This window comes from Salinigranum halophilum, assembly GCF_007004735.1.
Classification (GTDB): Archaea; Halobacteriota; Halobacteria; order Halobacteriales; family Haloferacaceae; genus Salinigranum; species Salinigranum halophilum.
In genome coordinates this window covers 108,130-129,944 of the sequence record NZ_SSNL01000006.1, presented here as the reverse complement: position 1 = coordinate 129,944, position 21,815 = coordinate 108,130, and the positions used below count along the sequence as shown (strand labels likewise).

Below are 21,815 nucleotides of genomic sequence, written 5' to 3'. Positions count from 1 at the left end.
GCAGGTGACAGAAGGCTGTGCAGGTGCATATAGAGCCCACACGATTCCCGAGTCTGGAGAGTCGAGGGGTGACGAGGAGCGAGCGTCCACGTGGCCGGATTAACCAACATCGGTGGGGGATTCTCACCCTCAGTTGGTTAATGCGACTCGGGTGACCCGCTCGTCGAGCGGAGTGTCGAGTGAGAACCGAGAGACCCGGACGACAGCGCTTACTGCTTCGAGGCCATCGACAGCGTATGGGACAGTCGGACACCGCATCGGCTCGACTTCGCGAACACGTGGCACCGGTACTCGAGGGGGACGACTGGGAGTGTGTCGACGAGTCACCGGACCGACTGCGGGTGGAGGGGTCGGACCGGACACTCGTCGTCGACCGTCACGACGGGCCCGGTCGCGAGAGTCGGTGGAGCCTCACCCTCCGAGCCGACGGCACGACCGTCGGCAAGTTCGGCCGGTTCGAGTCGCTCGACGAGGTCCGTGCGCAGGTGTCCGCCCTCCAGGGGACCGACGTGCGATACACGGTGTGTTGCGACGGAGAGCGGTCGTGACCGTCGGGTACCCAGTCGCTCTGTGCCTGTCGTGGGGTCGTCTCGAGTGTCCAAGTAGAACTGTCGGAATCGGGTTGTTCGGACAGAGTATCGCACGCTCGACAGCGCGCCCGTCGAGGCGATGGGTCGACCCGCGGAAGCGGTCCCGGTATCGATAGCGAGCGGGCGAACGACCCGTCAGGCGGCCGCCCATGCAACCGACGGACTGGCGAGACCTGTCGGCTGACCGGGCTTGCGGGACAGTTCGGTCCCTCCATCGCCGAGGAAGAGATAGGTATCGGTGGCGTCCGCCGACGTGCACAGGGTGTTCGGTGGGCGGTCCGCAGTCGGGCCGTTCGTGCATCGACCGACCCGAAATCACCGACGACCGCCGGCACGACCAGCTCAGCCGGTCGACAGGGCAGCGACGGGAGCGCTCAGTCACGCGAACAGGCTGGTCTCAGTAATCGGACAGTCGGTGTCCCTCTCCCGATGATTCGTGTATAAATAATTGTATCTTTTGAGGGTCGAATGTCGCAGCGTACCCCGAGACGGTTCACCGATTCCACGGAGTCACGATCCGGACCTCCCGCGAGTACGAAGAGCTATGTATCGCGTCGGTGTGACCGTCACCATGCGACGAGAGTCACTCCGGCACGTCCCGGGAACGTTCTCCATCGCGGCACGGGACCCCGACGCGAACGTCTTCGGCGCGGCGGTGACCACCGGCACGGTGTCGGTCGGCGCGACCTGTCCGTACGTGAGCGAGGCGGCGGCCGTCGTCACGCAGGCGTTCACGAAGACCGACCACGGACGGGCGGGCGTCGAGCGCGCCGCGGCGGGCGAGCGGGTCGACGACGCCCTCTCGGCGGTGCTCGACGACGACGAACACGCCGCGTATCGGCAGGTCCACGGCGTCGGCTTCGACAGCGAGTTCGCGTTCACGGGCGAGGAGTGTACCGAGTGGTGCGGCCACCGCATCGGCGACGACCACACGGTCGCCGGCAACATCCTCACGGGGCCCGACGTCCTCGACGCCACGGTGGAGGCGTACGAATCGACGGACGGCGACATGGCTAATCGACTCGTGAGCGCGCTCGAGGCGGGCGAGGCAGCGGGCGGCGACGAGCGCGGCGAACTGAGCGCCGCCCTCCTCATCCACGCGCCGGAGCCGGAGTTCTATCACAACCTCCGGGTCGACCTCTCCGAAAGGCCTGTCGACGACCTGCGAACACTCCTGGAAGAAGCGCGTCGCGCACAGGAACAACTCGTTGCGGAGACCGAGGGCGCAGAGACCGACTATCCACCGTCGGTGTTCGACTTCGGCGTGAAGTACTGACCCCCGACGCCGGAGCGGCCAGCCGAGAGCCGAGAGCTTCGTGCCACAGCCGGCACGCGCCGCCGGTGACTCGGTGAACGGAGGTCAGTCTCAGTCCGAGTCGCCGACCGCGGGCCCTTCGGTCGAGGGCGTGATGAACGACTCCCGTTCGCTCATCTCCTCGACGGAGAGCAGACACGAAATCTCGTGTCCGTCGCCGACGTCTTCGAGAGCCGGCGTGTTCACTTCGCACTCGTCGCCGAGTTTCTTCGGACACCGTGTCTGGAACGGACAGCCCGAGGGCGGGTCGATGGGGCTCGGAACCGTTCCCTCCAGCAGGATACGGTCGGTCACGCGGTTCGGGTTCGCGTGGGGGACCGCCGAGAGCAAGCTCTCGGTGTAGGGGTGGAACGGGGCCGAGAACACCTGGTCGATGGTGCCGAACTCGGCGATCTTGCCGAGGTACATCACGGCGACCCGGTCGCAGATGTGCCGGACGACACCGATGTTGTGCGAGATGAACAGGTACGCGATGCCGGTGTCGGCCTGGATCTCGGCGAGGAGGTTGAGGATCTGCGCCTGTACGCTCACGTCCAGCGCCGACACCGGTTCGTCACAGACGATGAGTCGTGGTTCGACCGCGAGGGCGTGCGCGATGGCGACGCGCTGTTGCTGTCCCCCGGAGAACTCGTGGGGGTACTTCTTCGCGGCCGCCGCCGAGAGGCCGACGCGTTCGAGCAGTTCGGCGACCCGTTCGCGTTTCTCGTCGCCGGTGGCGATGTCGTGTTTCTCCATCGCCCGCCCGATGATACGGCCTACCGTCTTCCGGGGGTTGAGGGAGCTCTGCGGGTCCTGGAAGATGATCTGCATCTCGCGACGCAGGCTCCGGACCGCCGACGAGCCCAGGTCGTGCAGCGGCTGGCCGTCGAAGTACACCTCCCCGTCGGTCGGTTCGAGGAGGCGTAAGGCGGTCCGCGCGACGGTCGACTTCCCACAGCCAGACTCGCCCACCAGCCCCACCGTCTCACCGGGGTAGATGTCGAAGCTGATGTCGTCGACGGCTTTGACGTACCGGCGTTCGAGCGTCGGGAAGCCGCCGTCTCCGCGCGAGAGGCGGACGTTGCCCAGGATGCCGTCCCCGGCGGAGAAGTACTTCTTCAGGCCGCGGACTTCGAAGAGCGGGTCGCCGCTGCGGTCGACGTCCCGGTCACTCCCGGGAGTGACGTGTGCCGTCGTCTCCGAGAGGTCGAGGTCGTTCGCGTGGATGCACGCCGCGCGCGAGGCCGACCCTGCCGTCGATTCGAGCGTGGGGTCGCCGCCGGTCCGACACGCCTCCGTCGCGTGGGGACACCGCGGCGCGAAGTTACAGCCGCTCGGGAGGTCGCCCAGGTCGGGCATCGCCCCCTCGAGCGTCGGGAGTTCGTCGTAGTCGGTGTCGAGGGCGGGAATCGAGTCGATGAGCGCGCGCGTGTAGGGGTGTCGCGGGCGGTCGAACAGCGCGTCGAGTGGAGCCGTCTCGACCAGGTTGCCGGCGTACATCACACCCACGTGGTCGCACGTCTGTGCGACGACGCCGAGGTTGTGCGTGATCATGAGGACGGCCATCCCGCGGCGCTCCTGGAGGTCGTTGAGCAGGTCGAGAATCTTCGCCTGCGTCGTCACGTCCAGTGCCGTCGTCGGTTCGTCCGCGATGATGAGGTCTGGCTCACAGGAGAAGCCGATCGCGACGAGGACGCGCTGGCGCATCCCGCCGGAGAACTCGTGGGGATAGTCGTCGACGCGCTCTTTCGCGTCCGGGATGCCCACCTCCGCCATGGCCTCGACGGCGCGCTGTCTCGCCTCCCCTTTCGTCACGTCCTGGTGGCGGCGAACGGTCTCAGTGATCTGTTCGCCGACGGTCATCACGGGGTTGAGCGACGTCATCGGGTCCTGGGGGATCATCGCGATGCGGTTCCCACGGACGTCGCGCATCTCGCGTTCGGATTTTTGTAGTAAATCCTCACCGTCGAAGACGACCTGGCCGCCCGTAATCTCGCCGGGCGAGTCGATGAGCCGCATGAGCGACCGCGCGGTGACGGACTTGCCGGCACCGGACTCACCGACGAGTCCCATGGTCTCGCCGCGTTCGAGCGTAAACGAGACGTCGTTCGAGGCGACGATGGGACCGTCTTCGGTGCGGAACTCCGTGCGGAGGTTCCGGACGTCGAGGAGCGGCGCTGCGTCCGCCTCACCCGTCGTGGCCGCGTCGATGTCGGCGCTCATTCGATCGCCTCCACCTTCGGGTCGAGGACGTCACGGAGCCCGTCACCGAGCATGTTGAAGCCGACGACGGCGATGCCGATTGCGAGCGCGGGGAACAGGAGCATCCACGGAGCCGTCTCCATGAACCCCCGCCCGGTGTTGATCATGAGCCCCCACGACGGCCGCGGCGGCTGTGCACCGAGGCCGAGGAACGAGAGGCTCGCCTCCGCCAGGATGGCGAACGAGACGTTGAGCGACCCTTGAACCAGGATGGGTGCCATGCAGTTGGGTAGGACCTCGCTGAACACGATCCGGGAGTCGCCCTCGCCACGGGCGACGGCGGCTTCGACGTACGCTTCGCTCCGCTCTGCGAGCGCCGCACTCCGCGTCACCCGGGCGATGTACGGCGTGTAGACGAACGCGAGGGCGATGACGACGTTACTCAACTCGGGGCCGAGAACGACGAGCAGCGTGAGCGCGAGCAGTACGGGGGGGAACGCCATCGCGGCGTCCATGACCCGCATCAGGATCTCGTCGACGATACCGCCCGAGTACCCCGCAACGACGCCGATGACCGCGCCCACCACGAGCGCGCCCGAGATGGCACCGAACCCGACGTACAGCGAGATGCGGCTGCCCATGACGACGCGGCTGAAGATGTCGCGACCCAGGTCGTCGGTGCCGAAGGGGTGTTCGAGCGAGGGTGCCTCCGTGCGGTCTTCGATGCTCGTCTCGGCGACGGGGTACGGCGCGATGATCGGCGCGAACACCGCGACAAGCACGAGCAACAACACGAGCGACAGCCCGACCATCGCCTTCGTGTTACTCCGGAACTTGCGGGCGAAGCGGGCCGCCCGTTCGCGTTTCGGCCCGGTGAGCCCGAGGCGGTCGGCGACCGACTGCTGTTCGGCCGCCATCACTCGTCACCCCCGTAGCGGATGCGCGGGTCGAAGTACGCGTACAACAGGTCTGCGGCGAAGTTCGAGAACATGTATATCAGTGCGACGACGACGATGCACCCCTGGATGAGGGGGATGTCACGGCTCTGGATGGCGGTCAGCGTCAGTCGCCCGATGCCGGGCCAGAAGAACACCTCTTCGAGGACGACGACGCCCCCGAACGCGTAGCTGAACTGGAACGCGATGACGGTGATGACCGGGATGATGGCGTTCTTCAGCGCGTGGCGGAGGACGATGACCCGCTGGCTCATCCCTTTGGCGCGAGCGAGGTTGATGTACTCCTCGCTCAGCACCTCCAGCATGGACGAGCGTGTCATCCGCATGATGTAGGCGGTGAGTGCGAAACCCATCGCCCCCGCGGGGAGCGCCAGTCGCTGCAGCGAGCCGACGAGGTCCTCCGAGGGCGAGACGTACCCGCCGGTCGGGAAGAGGTTCAACCAGACGGCGAACAGCAGGATGAACACCAGCCCCCAGAGGAAGATGGGCATCGAGATGCCGACGAAGGCGAACATCGACGCGGTGACGTCGGGTGCTTCGTTCTGGTTGATCGCGGCGTAGACACCGAGCGGGACCGACAGACACACGGCGACGAACGTCGCGGCGACGGCGAGCATGAGCGACCGGGGCAGCCGCTCGGCGATGAGTGCCGTCACCGGCTCGCTGAACCGTAGTGACTCGCCCATGTTGCCCTGGACGAGACCGAGGACCCACTCGATGTACTGTAGATACAGCGGTCGGTTGAGCCCGAGCTGTGCACGGAGCGCCTCAAGTGACTCCTGTGTCGCGTTCGGCCCCAGGATGAGGAGCGCGACGTCACCCGGGAGGATGTTGGTGACGCCGAAGGCGATGAGCGTCACGAAGAACAGCGTCACCGCCATGAACCCGAGACGCCGGAGGACGTAGGTGTACATCGACATAGAGTGTGAAGTGAGTCAGCGTGTCCTTCAGCGGTCGAGCCAGTTGTTCCAGAACTGGAGCGTCGAGCCGTCGGGTGCGCCGATGTCGCCCTTGTAGGCCGACGCCGCCCCGTAGAGGCTCGGCTGCCACCACAGTAGCAGGTGACCCGCGCGCTCCTCGTGGAGGATCTCCGTCGCCTGGTGGTACAGGTCCGCGCGCTGGTCCTCGTCGTAGATGGTTCGAGCCTCCTCGACGAGGGAGTTGTACTCCTCGTTCTCCCAGCCGGTGAAGAAGAAGGCCCCGTTGGGGTGGAGGAACTTGTAGAACGACACGTCGGGGTACCAGAGCGCGAGGTACGAACTCGTCGTCGCCTGGAAGTTCCGGTCGGTGTAGACGTCCGAGAGCCACGAACTCCACGTTATCTGCTGGATCTGCAGGTCGATGCCGGCGTCGGAGACGTCGTCGGCGATGACCTCCGCGGCCTGGACCTGCGTCGGGTACGACTGGGGAATCTTGAACGTCGCCGAGAAGCCGTCGGACATCCCCGCGGCGTCGAGGTGCTCCTGTGCCATCTCCAGGTCGCGCTCGCGCGGGCTGATATCCGGGTTGACCCAGGGGCTGCCGGGCGCGGCCGGCGACGCCGTCGTCTGGCCGGTCCCGTAGAGGGCGGCCTCGGCCACCTTCTCCTTGTCGATGGCGTAGTCGAGCGCGAGGCGGACGTCCTTGTTGTCGAAGGGAGCCTCGTCACAGTTCAGCCCGAGATAGACGAGCGACTTGGGGAACTGCGAGTCGAAGCGGACGTCCGGGGCGCTCTCGACGCGCGAGACGTCCTTCGGCGCGATGCCGTTGATGAAGTCGTACTCACCGGCGAGGAACGACTGCAGGCGGACGCTCGGGTCCGGAATCTCGCTCTTGACGATGGTGTCGATGAAGGGGCCGTCCTCGTCGCTCGCGCCCCAGTAGTCCTCGTACCGGGTCATGGTGAACGAGGTCTCGATCTCGCGGCTCTCGAACTGGTAGGGGCCGGTCCCGATGGGCTCTTCGACCATGTCCTGCTCGGCGTTCTCCGCCGGCATGACCGCGAGTTCGGCCGTCGCCATCTTCGCGAGGAACGGTGCGAACGGCTGGGTGAGTTGAATCTCGAACGTGTAGTCGTCCGGGGCACGGAGTTCCTCGACGTTGTCGAAGAAGCCCGTCGCGAGGTAGTCGCCGTTCTGGACGCGCTCGTACGTCGCCAGCACGTCGGCGGAGGTCATCTCCTTGCCGTTGTGGAAGGTGACGCCCTCGCGGAGTTCGAACGTCAACAGCGTGTTGTCGTCGGACTGCTCGAACGAGGTCGCGAGGTGCGGTTCGATGGAGTAGTCGTCCTGCAGGCGGACGACCTCCTCGTAGATGTTCTCGAGGACGCGCTTGGAGGCGGCGGACGTGTCGATGTGAGGGTCGAGCCCCTGGACGGGGACTGCACCGCCCCACTGGAGCGTGCCGCCGACCTTCGCGTTCGCCGTCGACGCCGTCGCCGTTCCGGAGCCCCCCTCACCGGACGAATCGCCCGCGGAGTCGCCGGAGCCCTCACCCGACGAGTCACCCGAGGAGTTGCCCGTACAGCCGGCGAGGGCGGCCGCGCCCGTCGCCCCCGCCGCGCTCAGGAACGTCCGTCTGTCGAGCCGCCGTAACCGACGCGTCCCCGAGGAGTCGTCTGCAGAGCTGGCGTTTTTGCTACTCTCTTGCATGCAATTGCGAAACACAGAGGTCGTGATAAAACTTGTGATTATTGGGCTTTCGGCGCGAAGCCGGCACACGAGTTCGTTGGCTCGTCGACCACTTCGACGGACGTAGCATTCCGCGCGTGTGAAGAGTACGGGCCGCGGTCGTGCTTTGCAAACAGTAATGTACGATGCCCCTCGACTCACGGTACCAACGACTATGCAAGTCAATCAGCAACGACTCCGCAGTGACATCGAGACGAACGCGGAGTTCGGTGCCGTCCCTGCCGACGAGGGGCGCGGACGGACGGTCCTGACGGGGAGCGAGGCGGACAGGCGAGCGAGAGAGTTCTTCTGCGAGCGACTGCGCGACGCCGGGCTCACGACCCGCATTGACGCGGTGGGCAACATCGTCGGCCGGTGGGAGCCGCCGAGTGCGGACCCCGACGCCGACCCGGTCGCCGCGGGGAGTCACCTCGATTCGGTTCCCGAGGGGGGCATCTTCGACGGTCCCCTCGGCGTCTACGCCGCACTCGAGAGCGTCAGGGCAATGCAGGACGCCGGAATCGAACCGGTTCGCCCGGTCGACGTGGTCAACTTCACCGAAGAGGAAGGACAGCGGTTCGGCGGCGGGCTCATCGGGTCGGCGGTGGCCGTCGGGGAGATGTCCGTCGATGCGGCGCTCGCCATCGAGGACGCCGACGGCATCCCGCTCGGCGACGCCCTGGCCGATATCGGGTTCAGTGGCGACGGAGTCGTCGACGCACGGTCGTGGGACGCGTGGCTCGAACTCCACATCGAACAGGCCGAACAGCTGACGGATGCAGGCGTCCCGGCCGGCGTCGTGACGAGCATCGTCGGGCTCTCTCGGTGCGACGTGGAGATTGCCGGCGAGGCGAACCACGCCGGGTCGACGCTGATGGGAGAGCGGTCAGACGCGCTGGCGGCCGCGAGCGAGTTCATCCTCGACGTCGAACGCGCGTCGAACGAGCGGGCCGAGACGTCGGCGACGGCCGTCGGAACCGTCGGGCAGGCCGACGTCTCGCCGAACGCACCGAACGTCATCGCCGGGAAGACCTCGCTCACCCTCGACATCCGTGACGTCGAGTACGCGTCGATCGAGCAGATCATCGACGAGGCCCGGGCGAGTCTCGACCGCCTCGAACGGGAACGACCGGTCGAGACCTCGCTCGAACACCCCTGGGACCGACCGCCAGTCGAGATGAGCGAACGCTGTCGAGACGCACTGCACGCGGCGGGCGAGACGGCGGGGCTCGAGACGCTCGACCTGCACTCGGGTGCTGGCCACGACACGATGTACCTCGCGGAGGTGACCGACGCCGCGCTCCTCTTCGCCCCGTCGCGGGACGGAATCTCGCACAACCCCCGCGAGTGGACCGACTGGGAAGACTGCGCCGACGCGACGCGCGTGCTCGCCGGAGCACTCGCCTCGCTCGCGACCGAGTAGTCCAAAGCCACCGTTTCGCTCCTGCGGCCGTTCACCTCGTCGAGCAGCGCCACCCGACGACTGGGCGTCGTCGCCCGACCAGGGTTCGACTTGTGTTCTCGAAATAGGAACGCCTGAGCGGGTCGTCTGTGGGGGATTCGGTTCAGTAACGCGCACAGATGGTCCGGAGTGGGAGAGAAGCGTCGCCTCCTGTCTACTGTCTGGGTTTGTCAAATACAAACAGCTAAGCGGGTGACGGACCGAGTGCGTGTATGCCGGACGAACGCCCGACTGGTTCGCCGCGGACCCTGAAGACGGTGTCTCGCGCGTTCGACGTCGTACGAGCGCTCGAGGAGCTAGACGGGGCGGGTGTCACCGAACTCGCCGCACACCTCGACCTCTCGAAGAGCGTGGTCTACTCGTATCTGAGCACGCTTCGAGCGGAGAAGTACGTCGTCAAAGAAGACGGGACCTACCGCCTCTCGCTCCAGTTCCTCCTCGTCGGTGAGTACGTTCGGAATCAGAGCACACTCTATCGCATCGGCAAGCCAGAGCTAGAGAAACTCGCCGAGCGGACCGGAGAGTTCGCCCACCTCGCGACCGAACAGCACGGCCTCGGAGTCAACCTCTACAAGGTGAGCGGCGACAAGGCCGTCGGGAGCGAGTACCAGGTCAACAAGCTCCAGCGAGCGGACTACCTCCACTTCTCGGCCACCGGCAAGAGCATCCTGGCACACCTGCCGAGAGAGCGTGTCGACTGGATCGTCGACCGCTACGGCCTCCCCGGAAAGACGGACGCGACGATCACCGACCGCGAGTCGCTCGCGGAGGAACTCGAACTGATACGCGACCGGGGGTACTCCCTGAACGACGAGGAAGAGATAAAGGGACTCCAGGCGGTCGGAGCCCCGGTCAGAAACCGCCACGGCCGCGTCCTCGGCTCGATAAGCGTCTCCGGACCGGTTCGACGAATGCGCGAGCCGGAGTACCACGAGACTCTCGTCGAGAGCGTCGTCAACACGGCGAACGTCATCGAGGTGAACGTGAACATGGAGGAGTCCGACGACGAGTTCCCAACGTTCAGCTGAGAGTGAGTTACAGCTATAACGTTGTAACGGGCGTTCCAGAGGCATCGTCGCACCCCTGTTCGTCATTCCCGAACAAATCTCTCGGCGGATTCGACGCCGCGGGGACGAGGCGACGAGGCTTACGGTATCGGGGCGGCCCCGACTCACGACGACAGGGAGCGGTCGTCGAGAAAGCGTTGACGAGCGCCGCTGTTGTACGACTACTAATGTAACAATGTCGAGCAGAGAGGCGGCGGCGAGGTCGGGCCCCAGAACCCATAGCCCGACGAGAGAGTGGTTCAGGGAGGAGTCGAAGCCGGCCTGTACGGTCGACAGAAGCGCCAAGGAGCCGATTCGTGTGAAGAATTTCGGACCGTCGTGACATCGTCGGGGTGTAAGCAGAGCCACTCCGGAACCGTATCCAGTTGTGTTCGAGAGATCTGAGTAGAAGTAGGCTTTACCTCTTTATCTGGTTTATTTCACGTGTATATTCGAGACGAGAGCGTGTTCTTCGGATACACCAATAAACGATTGTGGAATCCCGGCGAAAGTAAAGACAAGATAATAGCTTGGATTTTGGTGCCGTTCGTCAGCAGGTCGGTGTCGTGCACGCGAGAGGGGACGCGCGCGTGTCGTCACCATCCGGCCACAGTCTCACAGCAGGGGTCGAGGTCCTTCCACAGCCAGAGTCGTGGACTCACGCCGTGGGTTTCTGTGAACGGTCGCGGGCGAGACGGGCGAGCAGGGCGCGGCGAGATGCCGCAGCAGGCCGGAGTAGGGCGTCGGGCTACGGCCAGAGCCCTCGGGCGTCGTGTGCGTCTGCGATGCGAGACAGCGCGACGATGTACGCTGCCTCGCGCCAGGTGACGTCGCGGCGTTCGAACTCGGCGCGGACGGCACGCCAGGCGGCTTCCATCTCGGCTTCGAGTTCGTCGTTCACCCGTTCGAGCGACCACGCTCGCCGGTTGATGTCCTGGAGCCACTCGAAGTAGCTCACGGTGACGCCCCCGGCGTTCGCGAGGATGTCGGGGAGGACCGCGACGTCTCGCGCTGCAAGCAGTGAGTCGGCGGTCGAGGTGATCGGGCCGTTCGCGCCTTCGACCACGATGTCCGCGGCGACGGCCTCTGCGTTCGCCTTCGTAATCACGTTCCCCAGCGCCGCGGGGATGAGGACGTCGACGTCGAGCGTGAGCAGTTCGTCGTTCGAGATGACCCTGTCGGCGCCCCTCGTGACCGCCTCCGGCGTTTCGTCGTGCGACGGGACGGCCGCCGTCTCGATGCCGTCCGGGTCGTACATCGCCCCGTTCACGTCGCTGACTGCGACGACCGTCGCCCCCCAGTCGTCGAGCAGGCGGGCCGCGTTCGCCCCCACGCTCCCGTAGCCCTGTACCGCGACCGTCGTCTCGTCGAGTCGTCGGTCGTACTGCTCACACGCCAGTCGCGTGACGATGGCGACACTCCGCCCGGGCGCTTCTGCGCGGCCCTCGCTGCCGCCGACGACCGGGGGCTTGCCGGTGACGACACCGGGTATCGTCTCGCCCTCTTGCATCGAGTACGCGTCCATCACCCACGCCATCGTCTGGGGGTCGGTCCCCATGTCGGGAGCAGGGATGTCCTGGTTGGGGCCGATAACGGTGCGCAGTTCCTGGGTGAACCGACGCGTGAGCCGCTCTTTTTCCGCCCGACTCAACGTCTTGGGGTCGACCGCGACCCCGCCCTTGGCCCCGCCGAACGGGAGGTCCATGACGGCACACTTCCAGGTCATCCACATCGCGAGCCCGACACACTCGTCTCGGGTCACGTCGGGGTGGTACCGGAGCCCACCCTTGTACGGGCCTCTGACGCTGTCGTGTTGGGCTCGGTAGCCGGTGAACACCTCGACCGTGCCGTCGTCGCGTTCGACGGGGACCGTCACCTCCTCGACTTTCGTCGGGTGTTTGAGCCGTTCGACGATGTTCGAGTCGATGTCCAGGTGGTCCGCAGCGGCACGGAGCTGTCGAAGCGCCGTCTCGAGCGCCGATTCCGTCGGGGCGTCCGGCGGGTCGCCAGCAGGGTCAGAGCTGGTCTCGGATGCGGATGCCATGGTTATTCGAGTGGCATCTGTCGGTTTCGCATCGGTCCGTGACAGTTCGGACAGCTCACCGGGTTGGTGTCGGTGATGACGATGTCGCCACACTCGAAGCACTCGTACGGCCGTTCCTCGTCGGACGCAGTTTCGACGTCTCTCATGATTGGGTCACGAGTGCCGACAGACCGTCTGGGGCACTCTACAAACGTGTATTAGTTGTATAAGGGAATAAGAGCGGGTTCGGAGACAAACTACTGTCTCGATAGATGGTTCGTTATTCAACCCACCGTCACGCGGTCGAGAGGTTGTTCTCCTCGAACAGCGTGGCGAACAGTTTCCGCTGGACGGTGCGAGCGTGCTTGTAGAAGGCGGGCGGACTGATGTCGAGCGTCTCCGCCACCTGCTCGCCCGTGCGCTCGCGCGGGGACTCGAAGTATCCGCTGTAGTACGCCGTCTGGATCACCTCGAGTTGCCGCTCGGTCAGTTTCTCGAGGAACGTCGCGTAGAGGTCGCGGTCCATCGTCTGGTCGAGCGTCTGCTTCGACCGGAGTTCGACCGTCGAGAACGTCTCACGGACGAGTTGTGCGATGGTCTGGACGGCGATGCTCCCCGGAATGTCGATGACGAGCGTCGTCGTGGTCGGGTCGGCCGTCGCCTCTCGGAAGACGGCGCCGTGGTCGGCGAGTTCCAACGCGAGGAACGGCTGTGTCAGCCGCAGTCGGAGGACGCTGCCCTCGCCGTCGGCGTTGATCTGTTGGACGTCGTCGATGGCGACCAGCCCCGACGCGGCGTCGGTGACGGCCGTCACCGGGGCGTCTTCGACGGTGACGAACACGTAACTGCCCTCCGCGGACTGCTGGACGCCACCTTGGTACGAGAGGGTACACTCGGCCTCCTGTGCGAGCCGTGAGAGGACGAACGAGGGGTCGTCGATCTCGAACTCGACGCGCGTCACCGACGTCGTGAGCAGGGCGTTTTTCCGTTCGATCGCGCTGAGGGCGGACGCGATGGTCTCTCCGAGTTCGGCCAGGACGGTCTTTGCCATCTGGTCGAAGGCGTCCTGCGTCGGCGCGTACACCGTCAACACACCGTATGAGAGGTCGTTGTACACGAGCGGGATGCTCATCAGCGAGAGGTAGTCCCGAGAGAGGGCGTCCTTCCGCCACTGTTCCTCGCGGAGGCGGGCGGCGACGTTCGCCACCATCGTCACCTCGCCGGTGGCCGCGGTTCGTCCGGCAGGCTCCACGCCCGCCGGGTCGACGACGAACGACTGGCTGTCCAGATACCCCTGTTCGGTCCCGGCCCAGGCCCGCGGGTCGACGCTGTCGGTCGTCGGGTCGACGGTCCCGATCCACGCGAACCGGAACCGGTCGTCGGCGGTCAACAGTTCACAGACCGTATGGTCGATCTCCTCTCGGGTCTCCGCCTGCACGAGGGCCTGGTCGATCGCTCGAATCGTCTCGTTGATGCGGTTCAGCGAGGTCAACTGCTCGTTTTGCTCCTGGAGGGTTCGGTCCTGTGCACGGAGTCGTGATTCGCGCGTGACGCGGTCGAGGGCCGCTTCGGCGGTCGCCGCCAGCAGGTCGGCCAGTTCCCGCGTCACGTCGTCGAAGGCACCCACCTGGTCCGAACCCGCGATGAACACGCCGTGCTCGCCGAGCGGGATGTACGTCGCACTCCGGAGGTCGCTCGCCCGGTTTTCGAGCCGCTCGGCCTCGTGGACGTCGTCGAAGAACAGCACGTCGTCTTCGACGAAGCTGTAACCGGTGAGGGTGTCGCCGTCCGCGTGGACGGTGGGAAGCGGTCCGTTCAGCGCACGCATCGTCGACGACTGCGCCGCGGGGCGGAGGTCGTTGGCATCGGCGTCGAAGAGATAGACCGTGCTCGCCTCCAGGTCGAGGACGCTGGGCGTATCGTCGACGAGGTGTTGGGCGATTTCCTGGTGGGTCTCGGCGTAGAGGAAACTGCGAGCCGTCTCCTGGAGGGTTGCGAGCGCCTCCTCGCGTTGTTTGCGTTTCGTGATGTCCCGACAGCTGAAGAGGAGGGTTCCGTCCTGGATCGACACCTCGCGAACGTTGACCAGGAGGGTGTGCTCCCGGCCGGCCTTGTCGGTCGCCGTGGTCTCGATGTTCTTCAACACACCGTCGGTCGCGAGTGCGGACCGCTCGAAGAGGTCCGCGCCGAGGAGGTCGTCGATCGTCCCCAGGTCACGGATTTCCGCCGCCGTGTAGCCGAAGATGAAGTGGACGTTCGGGCAGACGTAGGTGTACTCGCCGTCCTCGTCGGTGATGAGGACGGTGTCGGTCATGTTGTTGAGGGTGACGCGGTGGAGTTCCTCGGACTGACGGAGGTTCCGTTCGAGAGCGACTCGCTCTGTGATGTCGACACCCTCGACGACGACCGAGACGAGGTCGCCGTGTCCGTTCTCGACCGGGCGCACCGAGAGGTCGATGACGCGTGGGTCCGCGAACCGTGCTGGCTGCTGGACGACGACGTTGCCGAACGTCCCGTCGAGGGCCGCTTCGACGACCTGGCGCACCTCCGCCGCGGTCGATTCGGACGGAGCCCACCACGGCAGCGTCCAGAACGGCTCGCCGACGAGCGTCTCGACCGCCTCGTCGACCATCTCCCGTGCCGTCTGGTTCACGCGCGCGAGCGTCCCGTCCGGATCGAGCACCCACGTCGCCGTCCGCGAGTCGGTGAAGATGGCATCGAACTGCCGGGCGCGCTCTCGTCGGGTCGCCGCCCGCTGTGCGGACCGAACCGCCCGCTGGGTGCGCTCGAACAGCTCCGCGACCGCCTGTTCGCCCGCGTCCGCGAGTGCGACGTAGTCGGTCGCCCCGGACGCCAGCGCTGCGCTCGCGAGTGCCTCGCTCCCGGAGGTCGTGGCGACGATGACGGGGAGTGCGGTGGTGTCACCGCGGACCGTCTCGATGAGGTCGAGCCCCGTCGCCTCCTCGTGCGTACACCCGCTGACGAGACAGTCGGGAGGCCGCTGACGCACGGCCTCGAGTGCCGCACGCTCGGAGTGGACCCGCTGGACGGTCGCTCCCGTTCGTGTCTCGAGGGTCGCCCCGAACCGCGTGAGCCACTCGCTCGTCCCGACGAGCAGCACCGTCGACGAGTCGAGTCCGGTCGGGGTGGCCGTCATGCGTCGGTCCCTGCGGCCGGGCGGGGAGACGGGTCGCCGTCGGGTCGGTCCTGGTGCCACCGGGCGTGGCCGTGAGTCTCGGTCATCAGTGGTTGAGAGTCAAACCCTATGGAGACAAATACGTTTGTTATAGAATCGTTCGAGGCGGCGGTCAGAGCGACTCGACCAGCGCGTCGGCGAGTTTCTTCTCTGCGCGGCGCAAGTGGTGTTCGGCGGTCCGCCGTCCGATGCCGACGGCTTCGGCGATCTGCGCCGTCGTCGTCTCGCGGGGGAGTTCGAAGTACCCCTGCTCGTGAGCCGTCCGGTAGACCTCCCGCTGGCGCGGCGAGAGCGTCGGGAGGAGCGCGTCGGGGGAGAAGACCGGCGCATCGACGCGCGGCGTGCCGAGTTCACGCTTCGACTCGACGGTCACGGCGTGGTCGCTCGCGACGTCGCGGTAGAACGCAGTCAGGTTCGCGGCGTCGAGGGCGAGTACGCGGACGACCTTCGAGCCGTTCTCGTAGCGCAGTGGCGGGACCGTGAGACAGCCGTGTGCGGTGAGGTACTGTTCGATGTGTTCCTCGCCGTGCTGTTTCAGACAGGCGTCCGTGACGATGATTCGGTCGTCGTCAGCGAGGTGCTGGCGGACCCCGACCGACTCGCGGATGTGGTCGAGCACGTGGTCGTCCTCGTCACCGACGACGAACAGCAGGTCGCAGTGGTCGTTACACCAGAGTTCGATGCGCGTCGTGTTCGCGGCCGTCGCCCGCTCGTACGGTCCCTCCCCCTGGATGTGAAAGACGGCCTCGTACATGTGGTATGTGACAACTATTCGCGGCTACTATTTAAAACGCTGTCCGCACGGAGACTCTACGCTCTCCCCGCGGGAGGACCATGTTCCACCTAGACATGGCACAGAAGCCGTCCTCCACAGCCCACGGCGTCGGCGAGCCGATGGAACAGTGGCGAGCGTCCCAGGGGGCATCGACCGGGGCCGAAATCGAGTGCAACGGCTGGCGACAGGAGGCGGCCCTCCGGCTGCTGAACAACAACCTCGACCCGGAGGTGGCCGAGGACCCCGAGAACCTCGTCGTCTACGGCGGGACTGGGCGTGCAGCGCGGTCGTGGGACGCGTACGACACCATCGTGGCCGAGCTCCGGGAACTGGGGGATACGGAGACGCTGCTCGTTCAGTCGGGCAAGCCCGTGGGCCGGTTCGAGACGCACGAGCGGGCCCCACGCGTGCTCATCGCGAACTCCAACCTCGTCGGCAAGTGGGACAACTGGGACCACTTCCACGAACTCGAGGCGAAGGGGCTCATCATGTACGGACAGATGACCGCCGGGTCGTGGGCGTACATCGGGACACAGGGCATCATCCAGGGCACCTACGAGACGCTCGCGGAAGCCGGTCGACAGCACTTCGACGGCGACCTGACGGGGACGGTCACGGCCACGGGTGGACTCGGCGGGATGGGCGGGGCACAGCCGCTCGCGGTGACGATGAACGGCGGGTGCTGTCTCGCCGCGGAGGTCGACGAGCGCCGAATCGACCGGCGAATCGAGACCGGATACTGTCAGGAGAAGACCGACGACCTCGACGAGGCCATCGAGCGGGTCGACGCCGCCGCCGCGGCAGGTGAGGCGTACTCCATCGCGGTCCACATGAACGCCGCCGACATGCTCGAAGGGATGCTCAACCGCGGGTTCGTTCCGGACCTCGTGACCGACCAGACCAGTGCGCACGACGAACTGGAGGGGTACTACCCGTCGGGCTACACGGTCGCGGAGGCCGACCGCCTCCGTGAGTCGGCTCCCGAGGCGTACGTCGAGGCGAGCCTCGACACGATGGCGCGGCACGTCCGGGCCATCCTCGACCTCCAAGAAGAGGGGGCCGTCGCGTTCGAGTACGGGAACAACATCCGTGGACAGGTCGAAGCCCACCGCGACGTGGCCGACGCGTTCGACTTCCCCGGCTTCGTGCCCGCGTACATCCGTCCGCTGTTCTGTGAGGGGAAGGGACCGTTCCGGTGGGTCGCGCTCTCCGGTGACCCGGCGGACATCCACCGGACGGACGAGGCCGTCAGAGCGCTGTTCCCCGAGAAGGAGTCGTTACACCGGTGGATCGAACTGGCGCAAGCGCAGGTGCAGTTCCAGGGCCTCCCCTCGCGGGTGTGTTGGCTCGGGTACGAGACGGACGCGGAGGGGCTCACCGAGCGTGCGCGATTCGCGCTTCGGATCAACGAACTGGTGCGTGACGGCGAGATCGCCGCGCCGGTCGTCGTCACGCGCGACCACCTCGACGCCGGCTCCGTCGCCTCGCCGAACCGCGAGACCGAGGCGATGCGAGACGGCTCCGACGCGGTGGCCGACTGGCCGATTCTCAACGCGCTGGTCAACTGCGCGGCCGGTGCCGACATCGTCAGCGTACACGACGGCGGCGGGGTCGGCATCGGCAACGCGCTCCACACCAACAACCACGTCGTCCTCGACGGGACCGACCTCGCGGCCGAGAAGGCACGCCGTGTGTTCACGACCGACCCCGGGATGGGCGTGATCCGTCACGCCGATGCGGGCTACGAAACGGCCATCGAGGCGGCCGAGCGGTCCGACGTGGCCGTCCCCATGGACGACCGCGAGGGCGAATGAGCGCGCTCCATCCGCCGACCGTCGAGTGGGTCGGTCCTTCGGACGACCCGAACGACGAACAGTTCGGCGACGTGGTCGAGCCGACGACGCTCGACTTGGCCGACGAGTACGACGTCACGCTCGTCGGCGAGCCCTACGACGGGGGCGTCATCGGTCGACCCGGCGCGAAAGACGGACCGGCGGCCATCCGCGAGGCGCTCGCCGGACTGAAGACCCACCACTTCGACGCCGGCCCGGTCGCACGCGTCGGCGACCTCGGGACGGTCGCCCTGCCGACCGGGGACGTGCGGACGGTCCAGCGGGCGGTGCGGTCGGTCGCCGCGTCGGTCCACGAGACGACCAGCGTCCCCGTCTTCCTCGGTGGCGACAACTCGCTCACCTACGCGAACGCGAGTCCGTTGCTGGCGGACTCACTCGGCGTCATCAACCTCGATGCACATCTGGACGTTCGCGAGCAACGGCACGGCGCGACGAGCGGGACGCCCTATCGCCAACTCCTCGAGGCGGGACTCGACGCGTACGCGTGTCTCGGCGCGCGCCACTTCGAGACCTCGACACGGTACCACGAGTACGTTCGCGAGCGGGACGGAGCGGTCGTCACGGCCGAGGAAGTCGGTGACGACCCGGTCGCCGCAGCGGACCGAGCGCTCGACGCGATGGGTGACGTGGACCGACTCTACCTCTCGCTCGACTGTGACGTGCTCGACGCCACGGCGGCCCCCGGGGTGAGCGCACCCACGCCCGGCGGGCTGACCACACGCGAGTGTTTCCGACTCCTCCGCCACCTCGCGTCGGACGACCGACTCGCCGGCTTCGAGGTCGTCGAGTGTGCGCCTCCGCTCGACCGCGACGGGCTGACCGTCGCTGCGGCCGCTCGCGCGATTGCTCACGTCGTCTGTGCCCTGGGAGGTGATGGCTCGTGATCGACGCCGTCGTTCACGACGCCGCCGAACTGGTCGTCGCCCCGGGCGAGTCGTACGCCGACGGCGCGGTCGCCATCGAAGACGGTCGCGTGGCCAGGGTCGGGTCGACCGACGCCGTCACGCGCGAGTATCCACCGGAGAACGCCGTCGAACGGGTCGACGCGACCGGGCGGGCCGTGATTCCGGGACTCGTCGATGCGCACACGCACGCACTCTTCGCCGGTGACCGTTCGGACGAGTTCGCCGCGAAGCTCCGCGGGAAGACGTATCAGGAGCTTCTGGCCGCAGGGGGCGGTATCCTCCGCACCGTCGAGGCCGTCCGCGAGGCGAGCGACGAGCGCCTCCTCGGGAACCTGCTCGGTCAGCTGGACACGATGCTGGCACACGGGACGACGACCGTCGAGGTGAAGTCGGGCTACGGCCTCGACGCCGAGACCGAACTCCGGATGCTCGAGGTGATCGACACGGCGAACGCACGCCACCCGGTGGACGTCGTGGCGACGTTCATGGGTGCGCACGCGGTGCCGACTGGCCGAGACGCCGAGGCGTACACGGCCGAGGTAATCGACGACCAGCTGCCCGCGGTGGCCGCACAGGGCGTCGCCGAGTTCTGCGACGTCTTCTGTGAGGACGGCGTCTTCTCCGTCGACCAGTCCAGGCGCATCCTCGAAGCCGGGCGCGAGTACGGCCTGACGCCGAAAATCCACGCCGAGGAGTTGAGCCACCTGGGCGGGGCACAGTTAGGTGCGGAGGTCGGCGCGGCCAGCGCCGACCACCTCCTCCAGGCGACCGCAGCGGACGCGTCCGCACTGGCCGCGGCCGGCGTCACGCCCGTGTTCCTCCCGGGCACCGCGTTCTCGCTCGGGACGGCGTACGCCGACGCCGAGCCGTTCACCGCGGCCGGAGCGACCATCGCCATCGCCTCCGACTTCAACCCGAACTGTCACTCGTCGTCGATGGGCATGACGCTCGCGCTCGCGTGTGTCGGGATGGGGCTGTCCCCTCGCGACGCGCTCGATGCGGCGACGCGGGGCGGTGCACTCGCACTCGACCGGGCGGACGGTGTCGGAACGCTCACACCGGGCGCGCCGGCCGACCTGGTCGTTCTCGACGCGCCGACGCACGTCCACATCCCCTACTCGTTCGGCGTGAACCGGGTCGGGACCGTACTCAAAGGCGGAACCGTGGTGCACGACACGGAGCGACTCGCTTCGGGTGGTGTTCGATGACCGAAGCGTGCCTCGACCCCGAGGATGCGACGGTCGTCCTCGACGGGGCGTCGCTCACACCGGCGGCCGTGGTCCGGGTCGCTCGTGACGATGCGACCGTCGCGGTGAGCGAGGCCGCACGAGCGGACGTCCGCGCCGCTCGTCGTCGCGTCGAGGAGGTCGTCGAGACCGGTGAGGCCGTCTACGGGCTGAACACGGGGTTCGGCGAACTCGTCGACACGCGCATCGACGACCACCGCGTGGACGAACTCCAGACCAACCTCGTCCGCAGTCACGCCGCCGGTGTCGGGCGCGAACTCGACCGCGAGGAGGTCCGCGCGCTCCTCTGTACCCGAATCAACGCGCTCGTCAAGGGCTACTCCGGCGTCCGCGAGGAGGTGGTCGACCACCTCCTCGCGCTGTTGAATACGGGGGTGACACCCGTCGTGCCCTCGCGCGGCAGTCTCGGGGCCAGCGGCGACCTCGCCCCGCTCTCGCACGCGATGCTCGTCCTGCTCGGCGAGGGCGAGGCGGACGTCGAGACGGACGACGGCCGCGAGCGTCGCTCCGGCGAGGACGCGCTTGCGGCCGCCGGCTGCGAGCCAATCACGCTCCGCGCGAAGGAGGGGCTCGCGCTCATCAACGGGACCCAACTCAGCGTCGGACTCGCCGCACTCGTCGTACACGACGCCGAGCAACTGCTCCGCGCCGCCGACGCCGCCGGCGCGCTCACCACGGAGGTGACGATGGGTTCGACCGTCGCCTCGGACTCGGCGATCCAGCGTGTCCGACCGCACGCCGGACAGGCGACGAGCGCGTGGATGGTCAAGCGACTCTGTGCGGGGTCGGAGGTCGTCGAGTCACACCGCAACTGCGACCGCGTGCAGGACGCGTACTCCGTGCGGTGCCTGCCACAGGTCCACGGTGCGGTCCGTGACGCCGTCGACCACCTCCGCGAGGCGGTCGTGGTCGAACTCAACAGCGCGACCGACAACCCGCTCGTCTTTCCTCCCGGGGAGGTTGACCTCCGGAGTTCGGGGACGGAGCACGCCGACGTGGTCTCGGGCGGCAACTTCCACGGCGAGCCGCTGGCGCTCCGCCTCGACTACGTCACGAGCGCGCTCACCGAACTCGCGGCCATCGCGGAGCGCCGCATCGACCGGATGCTCAACCCCAACGTACAGGAGTCGCATCTCCCGCCGTTTCTCACCCGCGAGAGCGGCGTCCGCTCCGGGTACATGATCGCGGGCTACACTGCCGCGTCGCTCGTCGCGGAGTGTCGCAGCGTCGGAAACCCGGCGACTGACAACGCGGTCGTCTCGGGGAACCAGGAGGACCACGTCAGCCTCTCGGCCACCTCGGCGTTCGCGACCCGTCGGACACTCGACCACGCCAGGAAGGTGACCGCCATCGAACTCCTCTGTGGTGCGCAGGCCGCGGAGTTCGTCGACGACGACCTCGCGTACGGGGACGGCACGGGGGCGACATACGACACCGTCCGCGCAGTCGTGCCCGCGCTCGACGACGACCGCCCCCCTGCACCGGACATTCGGGCCGTCGAACGGGTCGTGTCTGATGGGCTCCTCGACGAGGCGCTCGATGCGACGCTCGGCGACGAGTGGCGCGACCGCGCTGGCCTGCGGCGGCGTGTGTGAACCACACGGTACCCCGATCCACG

At 67.1% G+C, this 21,815-nt stretch carries 16 protein-coding genes; 8 read left to right on the top strand and 8 right to left on the bottom strand.

Annotated elements, in window-relative coordinates:
* Positions 1-236: 236 nt before the first annotated feature.
* Both E6N53_RS15995 and E6N53_RS15990 read left to right on the top strand, forming a co-directional pair.
* Complete coding sequence (locus E6N53_RS15995; protein WP_142860541.1) at positions 237-548, top strand: hypothetical protein; 312 nt, start codon at positions 237-239, stop codon at positions 546-548.
* Positions 549-1,161: 613 nt separating this feature from the next.
* Positions 1,162-1,866, top strand: coding sequence for a DUF1028 domain-containing protein (locus E6N53_RS15990; RefSeq protein ID WP_142860540.1), 705 nt, complete (start codon positions 1,162-1,164; stop codon positions 1,864-1,866).
* 90 nt (positions 1,867-1,956) lie between these two features.
* On the opposite strand, the gene E6N53_RS15985 is transcribed toward E6N53_RS15990, so the two are convergent.
* From E6N53_RS15985 to E6N53_RS15970, 4 genes are read right to left on the bottom strand one after another with little or no spacing between them, the layout of a single operon-like run.
* Positions 1,957-4,107, bottom strand: a complete 2,151-nt coding sequence (locus tag E6N53_RS15985; RefSeq protein ID WP_142860539.1) for a dipeptide ABC transporter ATP-binding protein — start codon at positions 4,105-4,107, stop codon at positions 1,957-1,959.
* Positions 4,104-5,003: an ABC transporter permease gene (locus E6N53_RS15980; protein WP_142860538.1), complete on the bottom strand. Its 900-nt coding sequence runs from the start codon at positions 5,001-5,003 to the stop codon at positions 4,104-4,106. The genes E6N53_RS15985 and E6N53_RS15980 overlap by 4 nt, the downstream gene beginning before the upstream one ends.
* Entirely contained in the window at positions 5,003-5,962 is a 960-nt protein-coding gene (locus tag E6N53_RS15975; protein WP_136591086.1) for an ABC transporter permease, read from the bottom strand. The genes E6N53_RS15980 and E6N53_RS15975 overlap by 1 nt, the downstream gene beginning before the upstream one ends.
* A gap of 27 nt (positions 5,963-5,989) precedes the next feature.
* Positions 5,990-7,672, bottom strand: coding sequence for an ABC transporter substrate-binding protein (locus tag E6N53_RS15970; protein ID WP_136591087.1), 1,683 nt, complete (start codon positions 7,670-7,672; stop codon positions 5,990-5,992).
* A 193-nt stretch (positions 7,673-7,865) separates the two neighbouring features.
* Here E6N53_RS15970 and E6N53_RS15965 point away from each other — a divergent pair, with 193 nt between their 5' ends.
* Complete coding sequence (locus tag E6N53_RS15965; RefSeq protein WP_142860537.1) at positions 7,866-9,113, top strand: Zn-dependent hydrolase; 1,248 nt, start codon at positions 7,866-7,868, stop codon at positions 9,111-9,113.
* A 251-nt stretch (positions 9,114-9,364) separates the two neighbouring features.
* A complete protein-coding gene (locus tag E6N53_RS15960) occupies positions 9,365-10,180 on the top strand; it encodes an IclR family transcriptional regulator (protein WP_136591089.1) in 816 nt (271 codons plus the stop codon).
* 766 nt (positions 10,181-10,946) lie between these two features.
* On the opposite strand, the gene gdhB is transcribed toward E6N53_RS15960, so the two are convergent.
* The 4 genes from gdhB to E6N53_RS15940 all read right to left on the bottom strand — a co-directional run bounded on the left by gdhB (position 10,947) and on the right by E6N53_RS15940 (position 16,171).
* Complete coding sequence (gene gdhB, locus E6N53_RS15955; protein ID WP_142860536.1) at positions 10,947-12,242, bottom strand: glutamate dehydrogenase GdhB; 1,296 nt, start codon at positions 12,240-12,242, stop codon at positions 10,947-10,949.
* 2 nt (positions 12,243-12,244) lie between these two features.
* The gene (locus E6N53_RS15950) at positions 12,245-12,388 is read right to left on the bottom strand and encodes a rubrerythrin-like domain-containing protein (RefSeq protein WP_142860535.1); all 144 of its coding nucleotides are present in this window, start codon (positions 12,386-12,388) and stop codon (positions 12,245-12,247) included.
* A 128-nt stretch (positions 12,389-12,516) separates the two neighbouring features.
* Complete coding sequence (locus E6N53_RS15945; RefSeq protein ID WP_142860534.1) at positions 12,517-15,378, bottom strand: bacterio-opsin activator domain-containing protein; 2,862 nt, start codon at positions 15,376-15,378, stop codon at positions 12,517-12,519.
* Positions 15,379-15,529: 151 nt separating this feature from the next.
* On the bottom strand, positions 15,530-16,171 hold the full coding sequence (locus tag E6N53_RS15940; RefSeq protein WP_142860533.1) for a helix-turn-helix domain-containing protein: 642 nt from the start codon (positions 16,169-16,171) through the stop codon (positions 15,530-15,532).
* Between the two features lie 95 nt (positions 16,172-16,266).
* Here E6N53_RS15940 and hutU point away from each other — a divergent pair, with 95 nt between their 5' ends.
* The 4 genes from hutU to hutH are packed head-to-tail and all read left to right on the top strand — an operon-like array spanning position 16,267 to position 21,792.
* Positions 16,267-18,006 carry a urocanate hydratase gene (gene hutU / locus E6N53_RS15935; RefSeq protein WP_142860892.1) on the top strand — a complete coding sequence of 580 codons (1,740 nt, stop codon included), beginning with the start codon at positions 16,267-16,269 and terminating at the stop codon, positions 18,004-18,006.
* Positions 18,003-18,929, top strand: a complete 927-nt coding sequence (gene hutG, locus E6N53_RS15930) for a formimidoylglutamase (protein WP_142860532.1) — start codon at positions 18,003-18,005, stop codon at positions 18,927-18,929. The genes hutU and hutG overlap by 4 nt, the downstream gene beginning before the upstream one ends.
* Positions 18,926-20,158 carry an imidazolonepropionase gene (hutI, locus tag E6N53_RS15925; protein ID WP_142860531.1) on the top strand — a complete coding sequence of 411 codons (1,233 nt, stop codon included), beginning with the start codon at positions 18,926-18,928 and terminating at the stop codon, positions 20,156-20,158. Before hutG ends, hutI begins: the two co-directional genes overlap by 4 nt.
* Positions 20,155-21,792: a histidine ammonia-lyase gene (gene hutH, locus E6N53_RS15920; protein ID WP_142860530.1), complete on the top strand. Its 1,638-nt coding sequence runs from the start codon at positions 20,155-20,157 to the stop codon at positions 21,790-21,792. Before hutI ends, hutH begins: the two co-directional genes overlap by 4 nt.
* The last annotated feature ends 23 nt before the right edge of the window (positions 21,793-21,815 follow it).